Raw genomic sequence first — 17,070 nt, 5'->3', positions numbered from 1 at the left:
CGTACGGACCCGCGACAGGCCCGGCTCCCTGTGCGTGATCATGTGCGGTCATGAACGGACCCTACCCGCAGGATCAGGCCGTCCGCCGGGTGTTCACAAGGGTGCAGGCCCGCTCGCGAGCGGACACCCGGACCGGCCCCGGGTGATCATGTCCGGGCCTGCGGCGGGCGGCTTCCGTCATCGTGTGTCGGCGTGCGCCGCGGCCGATAGGCTGGACAGGAAGGACAACGCGGGAGGAGAGCGGACGTGGCGGAAAGCACCACAGGACAGCCGTTGGCCAGCGGGAAGAAGCCGCAACTCGATCTGACGGATGCGGAGTGGCTGTCCAGCAGCCAGGGCAGCGGGGATGTGCAGATCGCCTTCGTCGAGGGCTATATCGCGATGCGGGACGGGCGCCACCCCGACGGCCCGGCGCTGATCTTCACCCCCGCCGAATGGCGTGCCTTCGTTCTCGGCGCGCGGGACGGCGAGTTCGACCTCACCTGACGGTCGGCCCCGGGCGTACGGCGCGGCATGGCCGTACGCCCGGCAGTCCGCACTCCGCCCGCGGGCGGGCCGGTTCTACGGCCAACTGCCCAGGCGCGGCAGCGGATCGCCGGTCAGCGGCTGCCGCGGCAGCCGGCCGGCCAGCCATGCCGCCAGATCGGTGAGCCTGCCCTCGGCGGCCACCGGATCGCCGTCGCCGAGCCGCCAGGAGAGGTCCGCGTCCACCGCGGTCAGCGTCAGCGCGATCCCCTCCGGCACCCGTACGGACAGGAAGCCCACCAGGTGGGTACACAGGTGCGGCGGCCAGTCCTCGGGACCCGCGCCCAGCAGCGCGTCCGCGGTGTGGATCTCCAGCTCCCGCCACCAGGCCAGCCCCGCGGTGCGCACCGTGCCGTCGCGATAGGTCACCGGGCGCTGCCAGTCGTCCGGCCCGACGCCGGCCCAGGACGCCTCGGCCTCGTCCAGCGCGTCCCCGACCGCCGTCGCCAACTGCGCCGCGCCGCGCCCGTGCCCGGCCTCGATCGCCGCGTCACGCGCGGGCCTGCCGCCGTCGTAGACCTCGATCAGCCGGCCGCGCAGCGCGTAGCGCGCCTGCCGGGCCAGAGCGAGGGCGACGCCCTCGACATGGGTGAGCACATGGCCGCGGGTCCAGCCCGGGAGCGCGCTCGGCGCCCGGACCGCGTCCTCGGTGAGCCCGGCGAGCAGCCCGCGCAGCTTCGCGTGACCGTCCGTCAGCGCGGCCCGCAGATCGACGTCCTTCTGCTCCGCCTGTCCGATCACGGCCACAGCAGTCCCCGCTTCCATCCGTCGTCGGTGCGGGTGTAGTCGACCCGGGTGTGCCGGCGCTCCCGGTCGCCCTGCCAGAATTCCACGCTGTCCGGGCGCAGGGTGTAGAGCGTCCAGCCGGGCGCGACCAGGCCGGGGTCCTCGCCGATACGCCCGGCGGCCTCGCGTACGGCCGCGTCCCGGGTGGCCAGGTCGGGCAGCGGGGTGCTCTGCCGGCCCAGCAGCGCCTCGGCGCGGGCGCCGGGGGAGCGGGCCAGGAAGTCCGCGGCACCGGTGTCGGGTTCGCCGGCCGTGACCTGGCCGCGTACCCGGACCTGCCGGGCCAGCGCGGACCAGTAGAAGGTGAGCGCCGCGGCGGGGCGGGCGGTCAGCTCACGGCCCTTGCGGCTGCCGGCGTCGGCGGCGAAGTGCCAGCCGTCGGGGGAGACGTCCTTGACGATGAGCACCCGGGCGGACGGGTTGCCGTCGGCGCCGACCGTGGACAGGGTCATGGCGTGCGGTTCGCGCACCCCGGTCCGGACCGCGGCGAGCAGCCAGTCGATGAACAGTTCCCGCGGGTCGGCCGGCAGCGCGTGGATGTCGAAGTCCGGCAGTTCGCCCGAGAACACGTCGAGTCCGCGCAGCAGTTCGCGGAGATCGGACACAGGCACCCCCTCAGAATTAATGGTGTGCGGCGATGATAGCATTAGCTCATGCACGCTGATCATCTCGCGCTGGATCTCGCCGTGACGGTCCGGCACGACGGCCACGGCGGGGTCGCCGACGACCTGGCGGACCCGGCGGGGCTGACCCGCTGGGTCCGCGCGCGCGCCGACGCGCTGCGCGCCGACCTGGCCGCCGGGCCGTACGCCGCCGCGACCTTCACCGCCGACGACGCCGCGCTCGCCGCGGCCGTCGAGGTGCGCACCGCGGTCCGCGCGCTCTTCGCCCGCGCTGTCCTGCCGGGACTGCCCAGCTCCGCCGACGCCGACCGGCTGCCGCCCGCCCGGCAGGCCCTGGACCGGCTCAACGCGGCCGCGGCCCTGGTCCCGGTCACGCCGCGGCTGGACTGGCCGCAGGACGGCACCGCCACCGCGACCCGTACGGTCGCCGGCGCGCCCGCCGCCGCCGACCTGGTCGCCGCCGCGCTCGCCCGGCACGCCATCGGCTTCCTCGCGAGCCCCGACCGGGACCGGCTGCGCGCCTGCCCCGCGCCGCGCTGTGTCCGCTACTTCGTCAAGGAGCACGCCCGCCAGGAGTGGTGCAAGCCCTCCTGCGGAAACCGCGCGCGGGTCGCCCGCCACCACGCCAGGCACCGCGCCGCCGCGGCCGACAGCGCCGATCCGGCGTGAGTACGGCTCCCGCCGGTCCGCGATACGCGCGGTAACAGGGGCGCATCCGGGGGCGCACGGGGGAACAGTCGTGGCGCGTGACCGGTGCGCCCTGGCCGGAATGCGGACGGCGTGGCAGGCTCCCCCGGTGGCCGGCCGCACGGGCTGCCTCCCGCAGGCCGCCGCCCACAGCGCCGTGCCGGTCGCGTCCCCTGCCAGTGGCCGACCGGCGCGGCCGTTCATGCTTACACACCGCACCGGACGGCGTACGCTGTGAGGCCGTGGGCGGGTGTCCGCGCGGCACGGCGTACGCCGTGCATGCGCCGTCCGGACGCCAGGGGGGTGCACCATGCCGCAGCGCCAGACGCACCGTCGGCGCGCGCTGCTCGAACGCGAGGCGGAAATCGTCGCCGTCGACGAGGCGCTCAGCGAACTCAGCGGCCTGCGACCGGACGGCACCGAGCAGCCCGGTGCCGGTCGGCGCGGCGGCCTGCTCGCCTTCGCCGGATCCGCGGGCCTCGGCAAGACCACGCTGCTCGCCGAGGTGCGCCTACGTGCGGCCGAACACGGCTGCACCGTGCTCTCCGCACGCGGCGGCGACCAGGAGCAGCAGGTCGCCTTCCATGTGGCGCGGCAACTGCTGCAACCGCAGCTCGCGGGCGCCACCGCGGCCGACCTCCAGGCCACGCTGGGCAGTTGGTACGGCATCGTCGGCCCGGCACTCGGCCTGTGCACGGCCGAGGGTGCCGCCCCGGACCCGCAGGGCCTGCGCGACGGGCTCGACTGGGTGCTCACCCACCTCGTCGTGCAGCGCGCACCGGTCGTCCTGGTCCTCGACGACGCCCACTGGGCCGACCCGCAGTCGCTCAACTGGCTGGCCGCCTTCGCCCCGCGCGCCGACGACCTCGCGCTGCTCATCGTCGTCGCCTACCGGCCCGACGAACTCCCGGCAGGCGCCGTGGCCTTCCGCGGCCTGCCCGGCAGGGCGGGGCACCGCCCGATCGGCCTGGAACCCCTCACCGCGACCGCCATCGGCCGCCTGGTGCGCGACTCGGTCGGCGACCACGCGGACGACGCCTTCTGCCGCGAGTGCTGGGCGGTCACCGCGGGCAATCCCTTCGAGGCCGTCGAGCTGACCGCCAAGGTGCTCGACCGCGGCCTCACCCCCGACGGCTCCAGCACCCACCTGCTGCGCGACCTCGTCGCCGCCGTCAAGGGCCACGGCCTGACCAGCAGGCTCGAACGCCTCGGCCCCTCCACGGTCCGGCTCGCCTGGGCCGCCGCCGTCCTGGGGACCGAGGTCCCGCCGGGACTCGCCGCCGACGTCGCGGGACTGGGCCGCGAGGAGGCCGCCGACTGCGCCGACCGGCTGCGCGAGGCCCGCATACTCACCGGCAGCCGCGCCCTGGAATTTGTCCACCCGCTGATCGCCACCGCCGTCTACCGCGCGATTCCCGGCGCCGTACGGGTCGCCCTGCACGGCCAGGCCGCCTGGACCATCGTCGACGCCGGGCTCGGTCCCTCCGCCGCCGCCCGCCATCTGCTGGAGACCCACCCCGAGGAAGACCCGTGGGTGGTCGGCCAGCTGCGGGCCGCGGCCCGCGAGACCCTGCGGGCCGGCGCCCCCGAGACCGCCCGCACCTACCTCGGCCGGGCGCTGCGCGAACCCCCGCCCGACGAGGACAGGGCCGCGGTGCTCTACGAACTGGGCTGCTCCTCCCAGCTCCTCGAGCCCTCCGTCACCGTCAACCACCTGCGGGCCGCGCTGGAGGAGCCGATCAGCGACCCCGCGCTGCGCGACGGCATCGTCTTCCGGCTGTCGCAGTCCCTGGCGCACAGCGACCGGCTCAGCGAGGCCGCCGAGGTGGTCGCGCACGCCGCGGGCACCGCCACCAGCGCCCGCACCCGGCTGCGGATGCAGGCCGAGCAGTTCATGTGGGACGCCTTCCGCGCCGACGAATCCGACTCGCCCAGCCGCTCGCGCCGGCTGACCCGGCTCGCCGACCGGCTCACCGGCCGCGACCTCACCGAGCGGTACATCATCGGACTGCGCGCCTGGGACGCCAACCTGCGCGGTGAGCACACCTCCACCGTGCTGCGGCACGCCGACCGCGCCCTGGACGGCGGCCTGCCGTGGGCGAACGAGGGCTGGGGCTTCGAGGTGCCCGTGCTCGTCGCGATGACGTACATGTACGCCGACCGGCCCGAGCGCGCCGAGGAGCTGTTCGCCACCGGCATCGCCGACTTCGAACGCCACGGGTGGCGCGGCGCGCACCTGTCCTTCGGGCTGGTGCTGCTCGGCTACATCCGCTACCGGGGCGGCCGGCTCGCCGAGGCCGAGGAGCTGGCCCGCGACGGACTGCGGCTCGCCGACCGGGTCGGACGCGGCACCCCCGTGCAGTGGTATTCCGTCGCCGTCCTCATCGAGGTCCTGCTGGCCCGCGGCCGCGTCGCGCAGGCCGCGGACCTCGCCGACGAGTACGCCTTCAGCGAGCCCTTCCCCGCCGCCGTCACCGTCCCCGACGCCCAGGCCGTGCACGGCGAACTGCTGCTCGCCCGCGGCCTGCACAAGGAGGCCGCCGCGGTGTTGGCCGCGGTCGGCCGCCGCCTCGACCCGCGCGGCATGCGCAACCCCGCCTGGTGCCCCTGGCAGCTGCACCTCGCGCTCGCCGAGTCCCACGAGGCGCCCGAACGCGCCCGGCGCACCGCGCTCGACGCCGTCACCCGGGCGCGGCAGTACGGCGCCAGGTCGGCGATCGGCCATGCGCTGCTGGTCGCGGCCGAGGTCTCCGGCGGCCCCGAGCGGCTCAAACTGCTCAGCGAGGCCGTCACCCATCTGGAGGACTCCCCGTCGGCCCACCGGCTCGGCTGCGCCCTGGTCGCCCACGGCGCCGCCCTGCGCGCGGCCGGCCGCCACGCGGAAGCCGCCGTCCGCCTCCGCCGCGGCCTCGACACCGCTCTGCGGTGCGGCGCCGACAGCACGGCCGAAGAAGCCCGCGCCGAACTGGCCCAGATCAGCGCCGCGCCCCGCACGGCCGGCTGACGCCGCCCCGAGCGGCCCCCGCGGCACGCATCCGGTGGGCGGCGGGTCCCCGGCGCGCAGGCCACCCCTTACCATGGCGGCATGTCCTTCCTCCGCCGCCGCAGCGCAGCCACGCCCACCGGGCCGGACTTCGACGTCCTCGCGATGGACCCGGGGGACTGGCCGGGAGACCTCGGGGCCGGGCTGCTGCCGGGACCCGACGGGCGGTGCGAGGGGATCTATCTGCGCTACGACCTCTTCGGCGGGCGCGGTCCCGCGATGCTCATCGGCAATCTGCCGGAGGGCTCGCCCGCCCGTGAGCTGGAGGAGGGCCAGGTGCCCTTCGAGGTGGCGCAGCTGCTCGCGGCGCTCGGCAATGAGGAGCCCGCGGAGGTCACCGGGACCGAGGACACACCGGTGTGGCAGGGCGACGGCCTGCTGATCGTACGGCGGATCAAGATTTCCGAGTCGCGGGTGGCATGTGCGCAGTTCGACCGCAGCGACGGTGTGCAGGTGACCATCGCCACCTGGGACCGGCCGATCACCGACGACCTCTACCAGCTGCTCAAGCCGCTGCCCGCGGCGATGTTCCAGGCCGGCTGAGCCCCCGCACTCAGCCCACCGGGGTCAGCGGGTGCCGACCGCGGCGCGCACCGCCCTGCGGGCCAGCCCGCAGTCGTCGTGCAGCCGGCGCAGCAGCAGCCGCTGCTCCTCGCCGGTCTCGGCCGCGCCCGGCGCCGCCGGCGCGGTGGAGCGCATGGTGCGCTGGACGGCCGTCTCGTAGGCGCGGATCTCACGGGTCAGCACCAGCATCAGGTTGACCAGGAAGGCGTCCCGCGCGGCGGGGCCCGGGGCCTGCGCCTGCTGGCTGATCTGGCGGCGCGCCGCCTCGTCGTCGCCGAGCACGGACCACAGCACGGCCAGGTCGTAGCCGGGCAGATACCAGCCTGCGTGCTCCCAGTCGACGAGCGAGGGGCCGGCGGGGGAGACCAGCACATTGGACAGCCGGGCGTCGCCGTGGCAGAACTGCCCCTGGATGTGGGCCAGTCCGTGCAGCAGCTTCTGCAGGTCGCCCATGTCGCGGTCGGTGAGCAGGCCCAGCTCGTGGTAACGGCTGATCCTGGCCGGGTAGTCGATCGGCGCGTCGAACGAACCCGGCGGCGGGCGCCACGCGTTGATCCGCGAGTACGCCGACAGGGCGGCGCGCACGTCGCCGCGGGTCGGCGGGTGCGACGGGTGGCGCTGCGGCGAGACGACCCGGCCGGGCATCCGCTCCATCACCAGCACGCAGCTCTCCGGGTCGGCGGCGATCAGCCGCGGGACCCGCACCGGCGGCCGGTGCCGGACGAAGGTCCGGTAAGCCGCTATCTCGTGGCGGAAACGATCCGCCCACGTCGGCGCGTGGTCCAGCAGGCACTTCGCCACCGCGGGCGAGCGCCCCGAGGTGCCGATCAGCAGCGCGGTGCGGCCACCGCGGCGCAGCAGCTGCACGGGGTGGAACTCGGGACAGATCCGCTGCACCGCGGCGACGGCGGTGCGCAGCTGCGTCCCCTGCGGGCCGGTCAAGTCGAGTCTCCCGCTGAGCGGATGGGCGCCGCCGAGCGTCCCGCGCCGCAGGCCGGCGGGCGGTCGGGATCTGACGGCGGACCCCGCGGCGACGGGGTAAGCGGGGCGGGGTGGGGCGGACACGGAGGCCGATGCCGAATACATGGGAAGAAGCAGATCCCTTCGCGTGCCTACGAGTTCAGGGGCGCCGACCCCGGCCTAGCGCCGCACCCTGGGGAATGCGGCGTCGGGGCGGGGTGGCGCGTTCCTACCTGACACCCGGCGGCCCGTGGCAGACCATCTGGCGAAGCCTGGCGAACCCTGGCGAATACTCGCGGGGCGATTGCCGGGGGGAATAGTGTCAACAACGCCGAGGAACCTGGGGGCTTGACGTGGGCAATGGTGCCAACACCCGACTCGCGGACCTGTTCGGCCTCACCGGCTGGTCCAAGGGCGAACTCGCGCGGCTGGTCAACCGGCAGGCGGCGGCCATGGGCCACCCGCAGCTGGCGACCGACACGTCGCGGGTCCGCCGCTGGATCGACACCGGTGAATCGCCGCGCGAACCCGTGCCGAAAGTGTTGGCCGCACTGTTCACCGAGCGTCTCGGCCGTGTCGTGACCATTGAGGATCTCGGGTTCGACCGGCGGCGGCAGACGGGGAAGAAACAGACCGGAGACGGCCTCCCGTGGCCGCCGGAAAGAACAGCCGCGGTCCTCACCGAATTCACGGGAATGGACCTCATGTTCAACCGACGCGGTCTGGTGGGCGCGGGCGCCGCGCTCGCCTCCGGCACCGTAATCAGCAATGCCATGTACGACTGGCTGCACTCCGACCCCGCCCTCGCGGCGGACGCACCGCGTATCGATGATCCGCTGCACGCTGAGCAGGCCGACTACGACCGCTACGAGGTGGCGCCGGTCGGCTCCCAGGAGATCGAGTCCCTCGAATACTCGGTCGAGATCTTCCGCGCCTGGGACGCCGCCCGCGGTGGCGGACTCCAGCGCAAGGCGGTGGTCGGCCAGCTCAACGAGGTGGGCGGCATGCTCTCCTACCGGCATCCGGTGCAGCTGCAGCGCCGGCTGTGGGGGGTGGCGGCGAATCTGGCGGTCCTGGCCGGCTGGATGTCGCACGACATCGGGCTCGAACCCACCGCGCAGAAGTATTTCCTGATCGCCGCGCACGCCGCCCGCGAAGGCGGCGACCGGCCGCGCGCCGGTGAGGCGCTGTCCCGGGCCGCCCGGCAGATGGTGCACCTCGGGCAGCCGGAACAGGCGATCGACCTGATGCAGCTCGCCAAGTCCGGTTCGGGCGACCAGGCCCAGCCCCGTACCCGCGCGATGCTGCACAGCATCGAGGCGTGGGCGCAGGCGTCCATGGGACAGGGCCAGGCGATGCGGCGCACCCTCGGCGAGGCCGAGGAGCTGTTCGGGTCGGACAAGGGCGATGTGGCCCCGCCGAGCTGGATGCAGAATTTCGACGAGGCCGATCTGCACGGCATGCAGGCGCTCGCCTACCGCACGCTGGCCGAGCACGATCCGTCGGCCGCCGTGCAGGCGCAGGAGCACGCCAAGCAGGCGATCAGCCTGCGCAGCGCCGGCCACGAGCGGTCGACGATCTTCGACTACCTGACGCTGGCGTCGGCCTGCTTCCTCGCCGACGATCCCGAACAGGCCGACACCTACGCCCGGATGGCGCTGCTGACGATCGGCCAGACCTCCTCGCACCGCACCTGGGACCGGCTGCGTGAGATGTACCGCCTCACCGGGCGCTACGCCGGCTACAGCCGGGTCCAGGGCCTGCGGCGCGAGATCGAGGCGACGATGCCGCCGCGGAAGAAGGGCGGCGGCATCCGCTACCGGGAGGTCTGAGCAGCACCCGTCGCCGCACCCGCGGCATATCACCGGCCCGGCACCGAACGGATCGGACAGCAGCTCCTGCGACCGCACCCGCCCGAAGTCCGCGGCAGAGCCGGCGGTCAGACGATCCTGGCGATCAGCACACAGGCGTCGTCCTCGCGGTCCGGGGCGCCGAACTCCTCCGCCACCAGCCGTACGCAGTCCTGCGCGGTCCTGGCGGCGGCGAAGAGCGGGGCCATCGACAGCAGCCGGTGCCCGCCGCGGTCGGTGTGCGGCGGGCCGGTGACCGGGCTGTCCGCAAGGGTGCGCCGCGGCAGCAGGCCGTCGGTGTGCAGCACCAGCAGGTCGCCGGAGGCCAGCTGCTCGTGCGCCTGGGCGTATTGCGCGCCCGAGGTGGCGCCGAGCAGGACGCCGTCCGGCGGATCGAGGGTCCGCCCTGCCCCGTTGCGGAACAGCAGCGGGGCGGGGTGGCCCGCCTGCGACCACTCCAGCACCCGGGTGGCCGGATCGTAGCGGCAGCACAGGGCGCTGCCGAGGGCGGGCTGCGGCGAGGTGTCGAGCAGTTCGTTGAGCCAGCCCATCAGCGGGCCCGGCTGCAGCCCGGCGACGGCCATCCCGCGCAGGGCGCCGAGCAGCATCGCCATGCCGGACGTGGCGGTCACCCCGTGTCCGGTGAGATCGCCCACCGTCAGTAAGGAGGCGCCGTCCGGCAGCTGCATCGCGTCGTACCAGTCGCCGCCGATCAGGGCGCTGGTCGCGGACGGCAGATAATGCGCGGCCAGGTCCATGGTGGTGGGCCCGCCGTCCTGCGGGAAGCGCTGGGCGCCCCGCCACGGGGGCAGCACGGCCTCCTGGAGCTCGACCGCCATCCGCCGCTCGGTCTGCGCGATCTGCCGCTGGCGCTGCAGCGACTCCCGGGTCTCCCGCAGGGTCCGCTGGCTGCGCCGCAGGTCGCTGACGTCCCGCAGCACCGCCCACATCGACTCGGTGCCGCCGTCGGCGCCGACCACCGGCTCGGCCACCATGTGCACGGTGCGCACCGAGCCGTCCGCGCGCACGATACGGAACTCGCCGTCGATCGGCCGCCCGTCCACCAGGCAGCCGGTCACCATCTCGGTGAGCACCGACTGGTCCTCGGCGAACAGCCAGGACGGCAGCTCGTCCAGGGTGAGCGGGCCGTCCTCGGGGGCGCGGCCGAAGATCCGGTACAGCTCGTCCGACCACTGCGCGGCGTCGGTGAGCAGATCCCACTGCGCGCTGCCGGCCCGGCCGAGCGCGCCCACCACGGCCGCGCCGGGTCCGCCGGGCTGCAGCGGCGCATCGAGCAGCAGCAGCCGGTCAGCGGGCAGGTCCTCCGGGTCCAGGCCGTCCCTGAGCTGCCCGAGGTGGGCGCCGAGGTCGTCGAGCTGGTGCACGGCGAGGTCGCACAGCGCGCGCTGCCAGCGCAGCCGCGGATCCTCGGCGGCGTCGCTGTCCCCCAGCACCGCGTCGACCCGTGTCCTGAGCCGGCGTGCCTGGGAGATCAGCGCGTCCACCGCACCGGGATCCGGGGTTTGCGCGGCGGTGTGATCCGCGTGCGTTGGGGACGGCATGACGCTCTCCGAACGTGTCTGCTGGCAGGCGCTCTACGGCCGTGGCGGACGGAAGGGGCCGGTAACGACTGTTGCACAGGGAGCGATGGGGCGTAAGGGTTTCCGTGATACCCGATCTGGTGGTGCTTGGGACATATGCCGAATGCCCAGTGGGTTTCCGGCCACGGGGGGGGGGGGGGGCGGCCGGCCCCCCCCCCCCCCCCCCCCCCCCCCCCCCCCCCCCCCCCCCCCCCCCCCCCCCCGCCCGCCCGACGCCCGGGAGCCGTCATGCCCCGCTTTGCGGCACGCCCGGAAGCGACATCCCGCCCCCGAGTCGGTAGGCTGCCGCCGCCCGTCCCCACGGGGTCCACTCCTGCCGCCCGGCATGAAATACCCGGTGGCCGGTAAGGATGCCGGGCATCAGCAGCGGAAATCCCGTTGCCATGGAACCCCCCGCACCGGATGCTGACCTCATGTTCGACCCAGACATAGCGCCCAGCGGCACCCTTCTCGGCCTCCTCCAGCGGGGGCGCGGAGACGGTCCCCTGCACGCCCTCGCGGCGCCGCGGGCCGACGCACTCGCCGCCCTGGAGCACTGCGTGCTGCGCGACCCCCGGCTCGACTGGCGGGTCGAGTCGCGCTCCCTCTATTACGCGCGGCTCTATTCCGACCTGGAAGGCCCCCTCGACGGGATCGAACAGCACCTCTTCCACCCCGACGACCTGATCGTCCCCGACGAGCACCGCTGCGGCCTGGCCCTGTCCGTACTGGGCCACCTGGCCGGTTACGGCCGCCGGGACGCGCTGCGCCTGCTGCGGCGCTACGCCGCCACCGGCGGCTGCTGGGAGTGGGCGCTCGACGAGCTGGCCGTACGCGACGGCGAAGCCGGACTGCGCAGGCTCGGACCCGCCGTGGTCGGCCGCTTCCCGCGGACCCCCGACGGCGACGCCGCCCTGGCCCGCGCCGTCCGCGAGGCGTACGAACCGCGGCCCTGGCAGCTGTGGGCCGAGGACACCGCGCAGCCCGCCACCGCGGCACGGGTCAGGAAGGCCGCGGAGCAGGTCAGCTTCGACCGCTGGCAGCGCCAAATGCGGTCGGCCGGCCCCACTCCCGGCTGGAGCGTCGCCGCCGTCCTCGACTGGGCGGAACAGGGCCTCGACGCCCACCCCGTCGTCGAGCGCGACCAGCCCGCCGCCCGCTGCCTGGCCGCCGTCGCGGGAGCCGAGGACCGCCCCGCGCTGCTGGCCGCCGCCCAGCGCGGCCCGTCCGCCGCCCGCGCCGCCGCCCTGCGCCACCTCGGCGACCGCCGCGACCCGCGGTGCCTCGACCTGATCGAGGCCGCCGCCGAGGCCGTCGAGGAGCGCGTCGTACGCGCCGCCGTCGAATCCTTCGAGCGGATGCGCGACGACGCCGCCCTGGTGCGCGCCCGCCACTGGGCCGTACGCACCGACCCGCTCGGCGGCGCCGCCGCCCGGATGCTCGCCCGCCGCGGCGGCCCCGCGGACGCCGACCTCGTACTCGCCGCACTGCGCCGCACCGTGCAGGCGGGCGGCGCCGACGCCGAAGGGCTCGACGCGCTCGTGGAGGGCGTCGGCCGGCTCGCCGCCTGCCGCGCCGCGCCCCTGCTGCGGCACCTCTACCGTGAGACGTCCTCCTCGCAGCTGCGCGGCACGGCCGCCCGCGCCCTGGCGCTCGCCGACCCGGGCTTCGCGGCCGGCTTCGCCGTCGAGTGCCTGTGGGACTGCGAGGAGGCCACCAGGGAACTGGCCGCGCACCGCGCCACCTCCGGCGACGTCCGCGTCCTGGCCCAGTTGCGCCGCCTGGCCGCCGATCCCGCGGAGGAGGCCGAGGTCCAGACCGCCGTCCGCGGCCGTCTCAGCTCCGGCGGCACCTCCCGCTGACACCGCGGGGCCGCCGACCCGCCTCCCGCCGCCGGGCACCCGGCCCGGCGGGGCGGATGGGGCATTGCGTCGTGGATGTCCAGGCCGCGGCGCATGGCCGCGGCCCAACGCTCACGGGGCGTTCCCCTACGGGAAAGATCCTCGTGGCCCTGACAACGTCCGGTACGGCGACAACGTCGGTATGAGAGTCGCCATCGTCACCGAGTCCTTCCCGCCCGACGTCAACGGAGTGGCCCACTGCGCGCTGCGCACGGCCGAACACCTCGCCCGCCGCGGCCACGAGCCGCTGGTCCTCGCGCCCGCGGGACCGCACGACCACGAGGCCGACGACCCCTGCCCCGTCGTCCGCGTCCCCTCACTGCCGCTGCCCGGCTACCCGCAGGTGCGCGTCGCGCTGCCGGGCCGGCGCACCGCCGCCGCCATCACCGCGCACCGCGCCGACCTCGTCCACCTGGCCAGCCCCTTCGTCCTGGGCGTACGCGGCCTGGCCGCCGCCACCCGGCTGCGGATCCCGGCGGTCGCGGTCTACCAGACCGACCTGGCCGGCTACGCCAGGACCTATCTGAACGCCGGCGAGTCCGCCGCCTGGCGCCGTATCCGCGCCGTGCACACCGCCGCCGCCCGCACCCTCGCGCCCTCCACCGCCTCGGTCGCCGCGCTCACCGGCCAGGGCGTGCCCCGGGTCCACCTGTGGCCGCGCGGCGTCGACTCGGCCCGCTTCCACCCCGGGCACCGCGACGGGGCACTGCGCCGGGAACTCGCCCCGCGCGGCGAGCTGATCGTCGGCTACGTCGGCCGGCTCGCCGCGGAGAAGCACATCGAACTGCTGGCCGGCACCAGTGAACTGCCCGGCGTCCAGGTCGTCGTGGTCGGCGACGGACCCAGCGCGCACGGCCTGCGCCAGGCGCTGCCGCGCGCGGTCTTCCTCGGACGCAGAACCGGGGGCGACCTCGCCCGCATCTACGCCTCGCTCGACGTCTTCTGCCACACCGGCCCCTTGGAGACCTTCTGCCAGACCGTCCAGGAGGCCATGGCCAGCGGTGTCCCGGTGGTCGCCCCCGCCGCGGGCGGCCCGCTCGACCTGGTCGGCCACGGCAGGACCGGCCTGCTCGTGCCGCCCGGGGACGACCTCGCCCTGCGCACCGCCGTGCGGCTGCTGCACGCCGAGCCGCGGCTGCGCGTCCGCTACGGCAGGGCCGCGCGCGAGGCCGTCGCCGAACGCAGCTGGGAAGCCGTCGGCGACCAGCTCCTCGGCCACTACGCGCAGGTGCTCGGCGAGCGGGCGGCGGCCGCCGCATGACCGCCGCCGGCCTGCGCATCGTCCGGGTGGCGAATTTCGTCACCCCCGTCTCCGGCGGCCTGCGCACCGCGCTGCGCCACCTCGGCGAGGGGTACGCGGCGGCAGGCCACGAGCCCGTGCTCGTCGTCCCCGGACCCGAGGCGTCCGACGAGCACACCCCACAGGGCCGGGTCATCACCCTGCCGGGACCCGAGATCCCCGGCACCGGCGGCTACCGCGTACTGGCCCGCCGCGCGCCCGTCGCCGCGCTGCTCGAACAGCTCGCGCCCGACCGGCTCGAAGTGTCCGACCGCACCACGCTGCGCTGGACCGGTGAGTGGGCCAGACGCCACCGGGTGCCCGCGGTCATGGTCTCCCACGAGAGCGCCGGCGGCGTCCTCGGCACGTGGGGCCTGCCGGCCGGGACCGCCCGCCGCGCCGCCGACGCCCTCAACCGGCGCACCGTGTACGCCTACACCCGGGTGGTGTGCACCACGGCCTGGGCGGCGGCCGAATTCGAACGGATCGGGGCACGCAATGTCGTACGCGCCCCGCTCGGCGTCGACCTCGCCGGGCTGAACCCCGGCCACCACGACCCCGCACTGCGGGAACGGTACGGCCACGGCGCCGCCGTACTGCTCGTGCTGTGCTCCCGGCTCAGCCCGGAGAAGCGGCCGGACGACGCGCTCGACGCGCTGGCGCGGCTGCGGCGGGCCGGGGTGGACGCCGCGCTGGTCGTCGCGGGTGACGGGCCGCTGCGCAGCCGGCTCGCCACCCGTGCCCGGGCGAGCCGGCTGCCGGTGACCTTCCTCGGCCACGTCGGGCGGCGCGACGACCTCGCGGCGATCCTCGCGACCGCCGACGTGGCGCTCGCCCCCGGGCCCGTGGAGACCTTCGGGCTGGCCGCCCTCGAAGCGCTGGCCTGCGGCACGCCGGTGGTGGCCAGCGCGCGGTCCGCGCTGCCCGCGCTCATCGGCCCGGCCGGCGCGGCGGCCGGCACCCCCGCGGAGTACGCCGACGCGGTCCGCCGCCTCCTTGCGGTGCCCGCGGCCGTACGCCGCGAGCGCGCCAGGCGGCGGGCCGAGCTGTACACCTGGCCGGCCGCGGTGGCCGCCTTCCTCGACGCCCACCGTGCCGCGACGCGGGCCGCCGCCTCCCGATGACCCGGTGCCCTGTGGGCGGTGGCCGCCGGTTTCCATGCGACGGCCCGTCGTGGCTGGTCGCGCAGTCGCCCCTGGGGGGTGCTGCTCGTCTCCATGCGACGGCCGCGTTGTGGGTGCGCGCGCAGTTCCTCGCGCCTCTGGCGGTTGCCCTCTGCGGCAGAGGAGGCGAGCCCCGGCAGCCGATGTGCACGCGGTGTCGGGAGGTTTCGAGGCCGGTGCCGGGGTGGCGGCTGGGCGTGACGCGCTGTCAGTGGCGGCGGGCAGACTGGGGCACATGACTTCGGTGACCGCGGACGACTACGCCTGGATACGCTCCGCCCCGCTGTTCGGCAACGCGCTGGACTGCGGGTACAGCATGGCCCTGGTCCGGGGCGTGCCTCCGGAGGAGGTGCTGCGGGCCATGGGCGCGGAGCCGCGGGGCACATGTGCGGGGGCCGAGGACCTGACCGAGCTCCAGGACGAGTTGTGCGACCCGATGGACTACTCGGACGACTCCTTCCTCGCGGGCGCCTTCACCGTGCCGGGGGAGGGCGGCGACTGGACGCTCGTCTGGGAAATCGCACGGGGCGGCACGGGCATCCGGCCGCGCTTCATGGAGGCCTTCTCGGCGGGGGGCCGGGCCGTGGCGCACTTCAGCAACGGTGGCAAGCCGCTGGCCGGCTTCTCCTGGTACGAGGACGGGGAGCTGCGGACCGCCTTCGACGGCCCCGCCTTCAGGGACGGCAGCACCCCCGACGCCCTCCTCCCGATGATGCGCGAGGCCGGCTGCGACCTCTCGGACGTCGAGGACAGCACGAGCGACCCCCTCGACGACAAGGCGGCGGTCCTCGCGCTGACCGAGCGGTTCACCGGGGTCCGGCTGACGGAGGAGGTGCTCAGGGACGCGCACTACCGGGTCGGGCTCGTCCCTGAGGAGCCCGCCGAGGAGTGGACCGCTGCCGTCGTCGACATCACCGACGCCCACGGTGAGCGCTTCTACCGCAAGGCCACCCGTGCCCAGGTCGAGGAAGCCACGCCCCGCGCCCGCGCCGGCCGACCGAGGACCGATCCCCTCTAGGACATGCATGAAGCGCGGACGTACCGGTGTTCGGCTCGGGAAGTCCGGTCCGCAACGGTCGCGAGCGACCACGAGGGCGCCGCAGGCAAGCAGCGCGCCCGCAAGGGGCACTCACCCGGAAGCGCGGGCAACCGGCCGCGGACCGGACGAGGCGAACGCCACCGCGAGGGCCAAACACCCTGCACGGGCGCGGGCCATGACGTGCCGTCGGCAGGGCGCCGACCGCCCATCCCGGCCGCTCACAGCTCGGGCCGGCCGGACCGCAGTGCGACAAAGCGGATCCTGGTCCCGGGCGCGGACTGGGCCGCGGCGGGCAGCGACTCCTCGGGCACGACGCCGATCACCGGGTAGCCGCCGGTCGTCGGGTGGTCGGCGAGGAAGACGACGGGGCGGCCGTCCGGCGGCACCTGGACAGCGCCCGGCACCATTCCCTCGCTGGGGAGTTCGCCGTCCCGCCCGGCGGCCCTGCGCAGTGCGGGGCCGAGCGTGCGCAGGCCGATCCGGTTGGAGGCGGGGGAGACGGTGTAGGCCCCGCTGACCATGGCGGCCAGGGAGCCTGCCGCGAACCAGTCGTCACGCGGCCCGGGCAGGAACGGCAGCACGAGCTCCGACCCGGCCGCGCCGTACGGCAGGACGTCCGCCGCGCAACTGCCGTTCCGCTCCGGGCCGACGGGCAGTTCATCGCCCTCGGCGAGCGGCGCGGGTCCGAGCCCGGACAGCAGGTCGGTGGCCCGGCTGCCCAGCACCGCCTTGACGGCCAGCCCGCCGGCCACCGCGACGTAACTGCGCAGCCCCGTCGTCGCGGCGCCGACGTCGAGCACCGCGCCGTCCGGCACCACCACCGGCGCGCCCCAGGCCGCTGGGCGGCCGTCGATCCGTACGGGACAGGCCGCGCCCGTCACCGCGACCAGCACCGCACGCGACGCCCGCAGCGCGCAGCCGGTCACCGTCGTCTCCAGCCCCGCGGCCCGCTCGTCATTGCCGACCAGCCGGTTCGCCAGCCGGTGCGCGGGCAGGTCGAGTGCCCCGGACCGCGGCACCCCGAGATGCGCGAACCCCGCCCGCCCCCTGTCCTGCACGGTGGTCAGCGC

General features: G+C 75.4%; 14 protein-coding genes. 9 read left to right on the top strand and 5 right to left on the bottom strand.

Annotation, left to right across the window (positions count from 1 at the left end):
- Positions 1-246 precede the first annotated feature (246 nt).
- Entirely contained in the window at positions 247-486 is a 240-nt protein-coding gene (locus V7E46_RS16275; protein ID WP_073496095.1) for a DUF397 domain-containing protein, read from the top strand.
- Positions 487-561: 75 nt separating this feature from the next.
- Here V7E46_RS16275 and V7E46_RS16270 read toward each other — a convergent pair whose 3' ends face one another.
- Both V7E46_RS16270 and V7E46_RS16265 read right to left on the bottom strand, forming a co-directional pair.
- Positions 562-1,272: a maleylpyruvate isomerase family mycothiol-dependent enzyme gene (locus V7E46_RS16270; protein WP_333769077.1), complete on the bottom strand. Its 711-nt coding sequence runs from the start codon at positions 1,270-1,272 to the stop codon at positions 562-564.
- A complete protein-coding gene (locus V7E46_RS16265; RefSeq protein ID WP_333769076.1) occupies positions 1,263-1,916 on the bottom strand; it encodes a pyridoxine/pyridoxamine 5'-phosphate oxidase in 654 nt (217 codons plus the stop codon). Before V7E46_RS16265 ends, V7E46_RS16270 begins: the two co-directional genes overlap by 10 nt.
- Before the next feature lie 48 nt (positions 1,917-1,964).
- Between V7E46_RS16265 and V7E46_RS16260 the strand changes: the two genes are divergently transcribed.
- The 3 genes from V7E46_RS16260 (at position 1,965) to V7E46_RS16250 (ending at position 6,207) form a co-directional block, all read left to right on the top strand.
- On the top strand, positions 1,965-2,603 hold the full coding sequence (locus V7E46_RS16260; protein WP_333769075.1) for an ABATE domain-containing protein: 639 nt from the start codon (positions 1,965-1,967) through the stop codon (positions 2,601-2,603).
- A gap of 328 nt (positions 2,604-2,931) precedes the next feature.
- The gene (locus tag V7E46_RS16255) at positions 2,932-5,625 is read left to right on the top strand and encodes an ATP-binding protein (RefSeq protein WP_333769074.1); all 2,694 of its coding nucleotides are present in this window, start codon (positions 2,932-2,934) and stop codon (positions 5,623-5,625) included.
- 81 nt (positions 5,626-5,706) lie between these two features.
- Positions 5,707-6,207 carry a hypothetical protein gene (locus V7E46_RS16250; protein ID WP_329181323.1) on the top strand — a complete coding sequence of 167 codons (501 nt, stop codon included), beginning with the start codon at positions 5,707-5,709 and terminating at the stop codon, positions 6,205-6,207.
- A 24-nt stretch (positions 6,208-6,231) separates the two neighbouring features.
- On the opposite strand, the gene V7E46_RS16245 is transcribed toward V7E46_RS16250, so the two are convergent.
- Positions 6,232-7,314: an aminoglycoside phosphotransferase family protein gene (locus tag V7E46_RS16245; RefSeq protein WP_333769073.1), complete on the bottom strand. Its 1,083-nt coding sequence runs from the start codon at positions 7,312-7,314 to the stop codon at positions 6,232-6,234.
- 227 nt (positions 7,315-7,541) lie between these two features.
- Here V7E46_RS16245 and V7E46_RS16240 point away from each other — a divergent pair, with 227 nt between their 5' ends.
- A complete protein-coding gene (locus tag V7E46_RS16240) occupies positions 7,542-9,020 on the top strand; it encodes a DNA-binding protein NsdB (RefSeq protein WP_333769072.1) in 1,479 nt (492 codons plus the stop codon).
- Between the two features lie 107 nt (positions 9,021-9,127).
- On the opposite strand, the gene V7E46_RS16235 is transcribed toward V7E46_RS16240, so the two are convergent.
- Positions 9,128-10,600, bottom strand: a complete 1,473-nt coding sequence (locus V7E46_RS16235; protein WP_333769071.1) for a PP2C family protein-serine/threonine phosphatase — start codon at positions 10,598-10,600, stop codon at positions 9,128-9,130.
- A 452-nt stretch (positions 10,601-11,052) separates the two neighbouring features.
- Between V7E46_RS16235 and V7E46_RS16230 the strand changes: the two genes are divergently transcribed.
- The 4 genes from V7E46_RS16230 (at position 11,053) to V7E46_RS16215 (ending at position 15,979) form a co-directional block, all read left to right on the top strand.
- Positions 11,053-12,480: a HEAT repeat domain-containing protein gene (locus V7E46_RS16230; protein WP_333769070.1), complete on the top strand. Its 1,428-nt coding sequence runs from the start codon at positions 11,053-11,055 to the stop codon at positions 12,478-12,480.
- Positions 12,481-12,661: 181 nt separating this feature from the next.
- Positions 12,662-13,780, top strand: coding sequence for a glycosyltransferase family 4 protein (locus V7E46_RS16225; RefSeq protein ID WP_333769069.1), 1,119 nt, complete (start codon positions 12,662-12,664; stop codon positions 13,778-13,780).
- Entirely contained in the window at positions 13,777-14,922 is a 1,146-nt protein-coding gene (locus V7E46_RS16220) for a glycosyltransferase (RefSeq protein ID WP_333769068.1), read from the top strand. The genes V7E46_RS16225 and V7E46_RS16220 overlap by 4 nt, the downstream gene beginning before the upstream one ends.
- Positions 14,923-15,196: 274 nt before the next feature.
- Complete coding sequence (locus tag V7E46_RS16215) at positions 15,197-15,979, top strand: DUF6461 domain-containing protein (RefSeq protein ID WP_333769067.1); 783 nt, start codon at positions 15,197-15,199, stop codon at positions 15,977-15,979.
- Positions 15,980-16,218: 239 nt separating this feature from the next.
- Here the strand turns inward: V7E46_RS16215 and V7E46_RS16210 are convergent.
- A partial coding sequence (locus V7E46_RS16210; RefSeq protein ID WP_333769066.1) for a biotin-dependent carboxyltransferase family protein occupies positions 16,219-17,070 on the bottom strand: 852 nt, incomplete at its 5' end.

The organism is Streptomyces sp. IBSBF 2435 (assembly GCF_036815005.1).
Lineage (GTDB): Bacteria > Actinomycetota > Actinomycetes > Streptomycetales > Streptomycetaceae > Actinacidiphila.
Note: the sequence above shows the minus strand (reverse complement) of the source record. Positions and strands in the feature narration are given on the sequence as shown.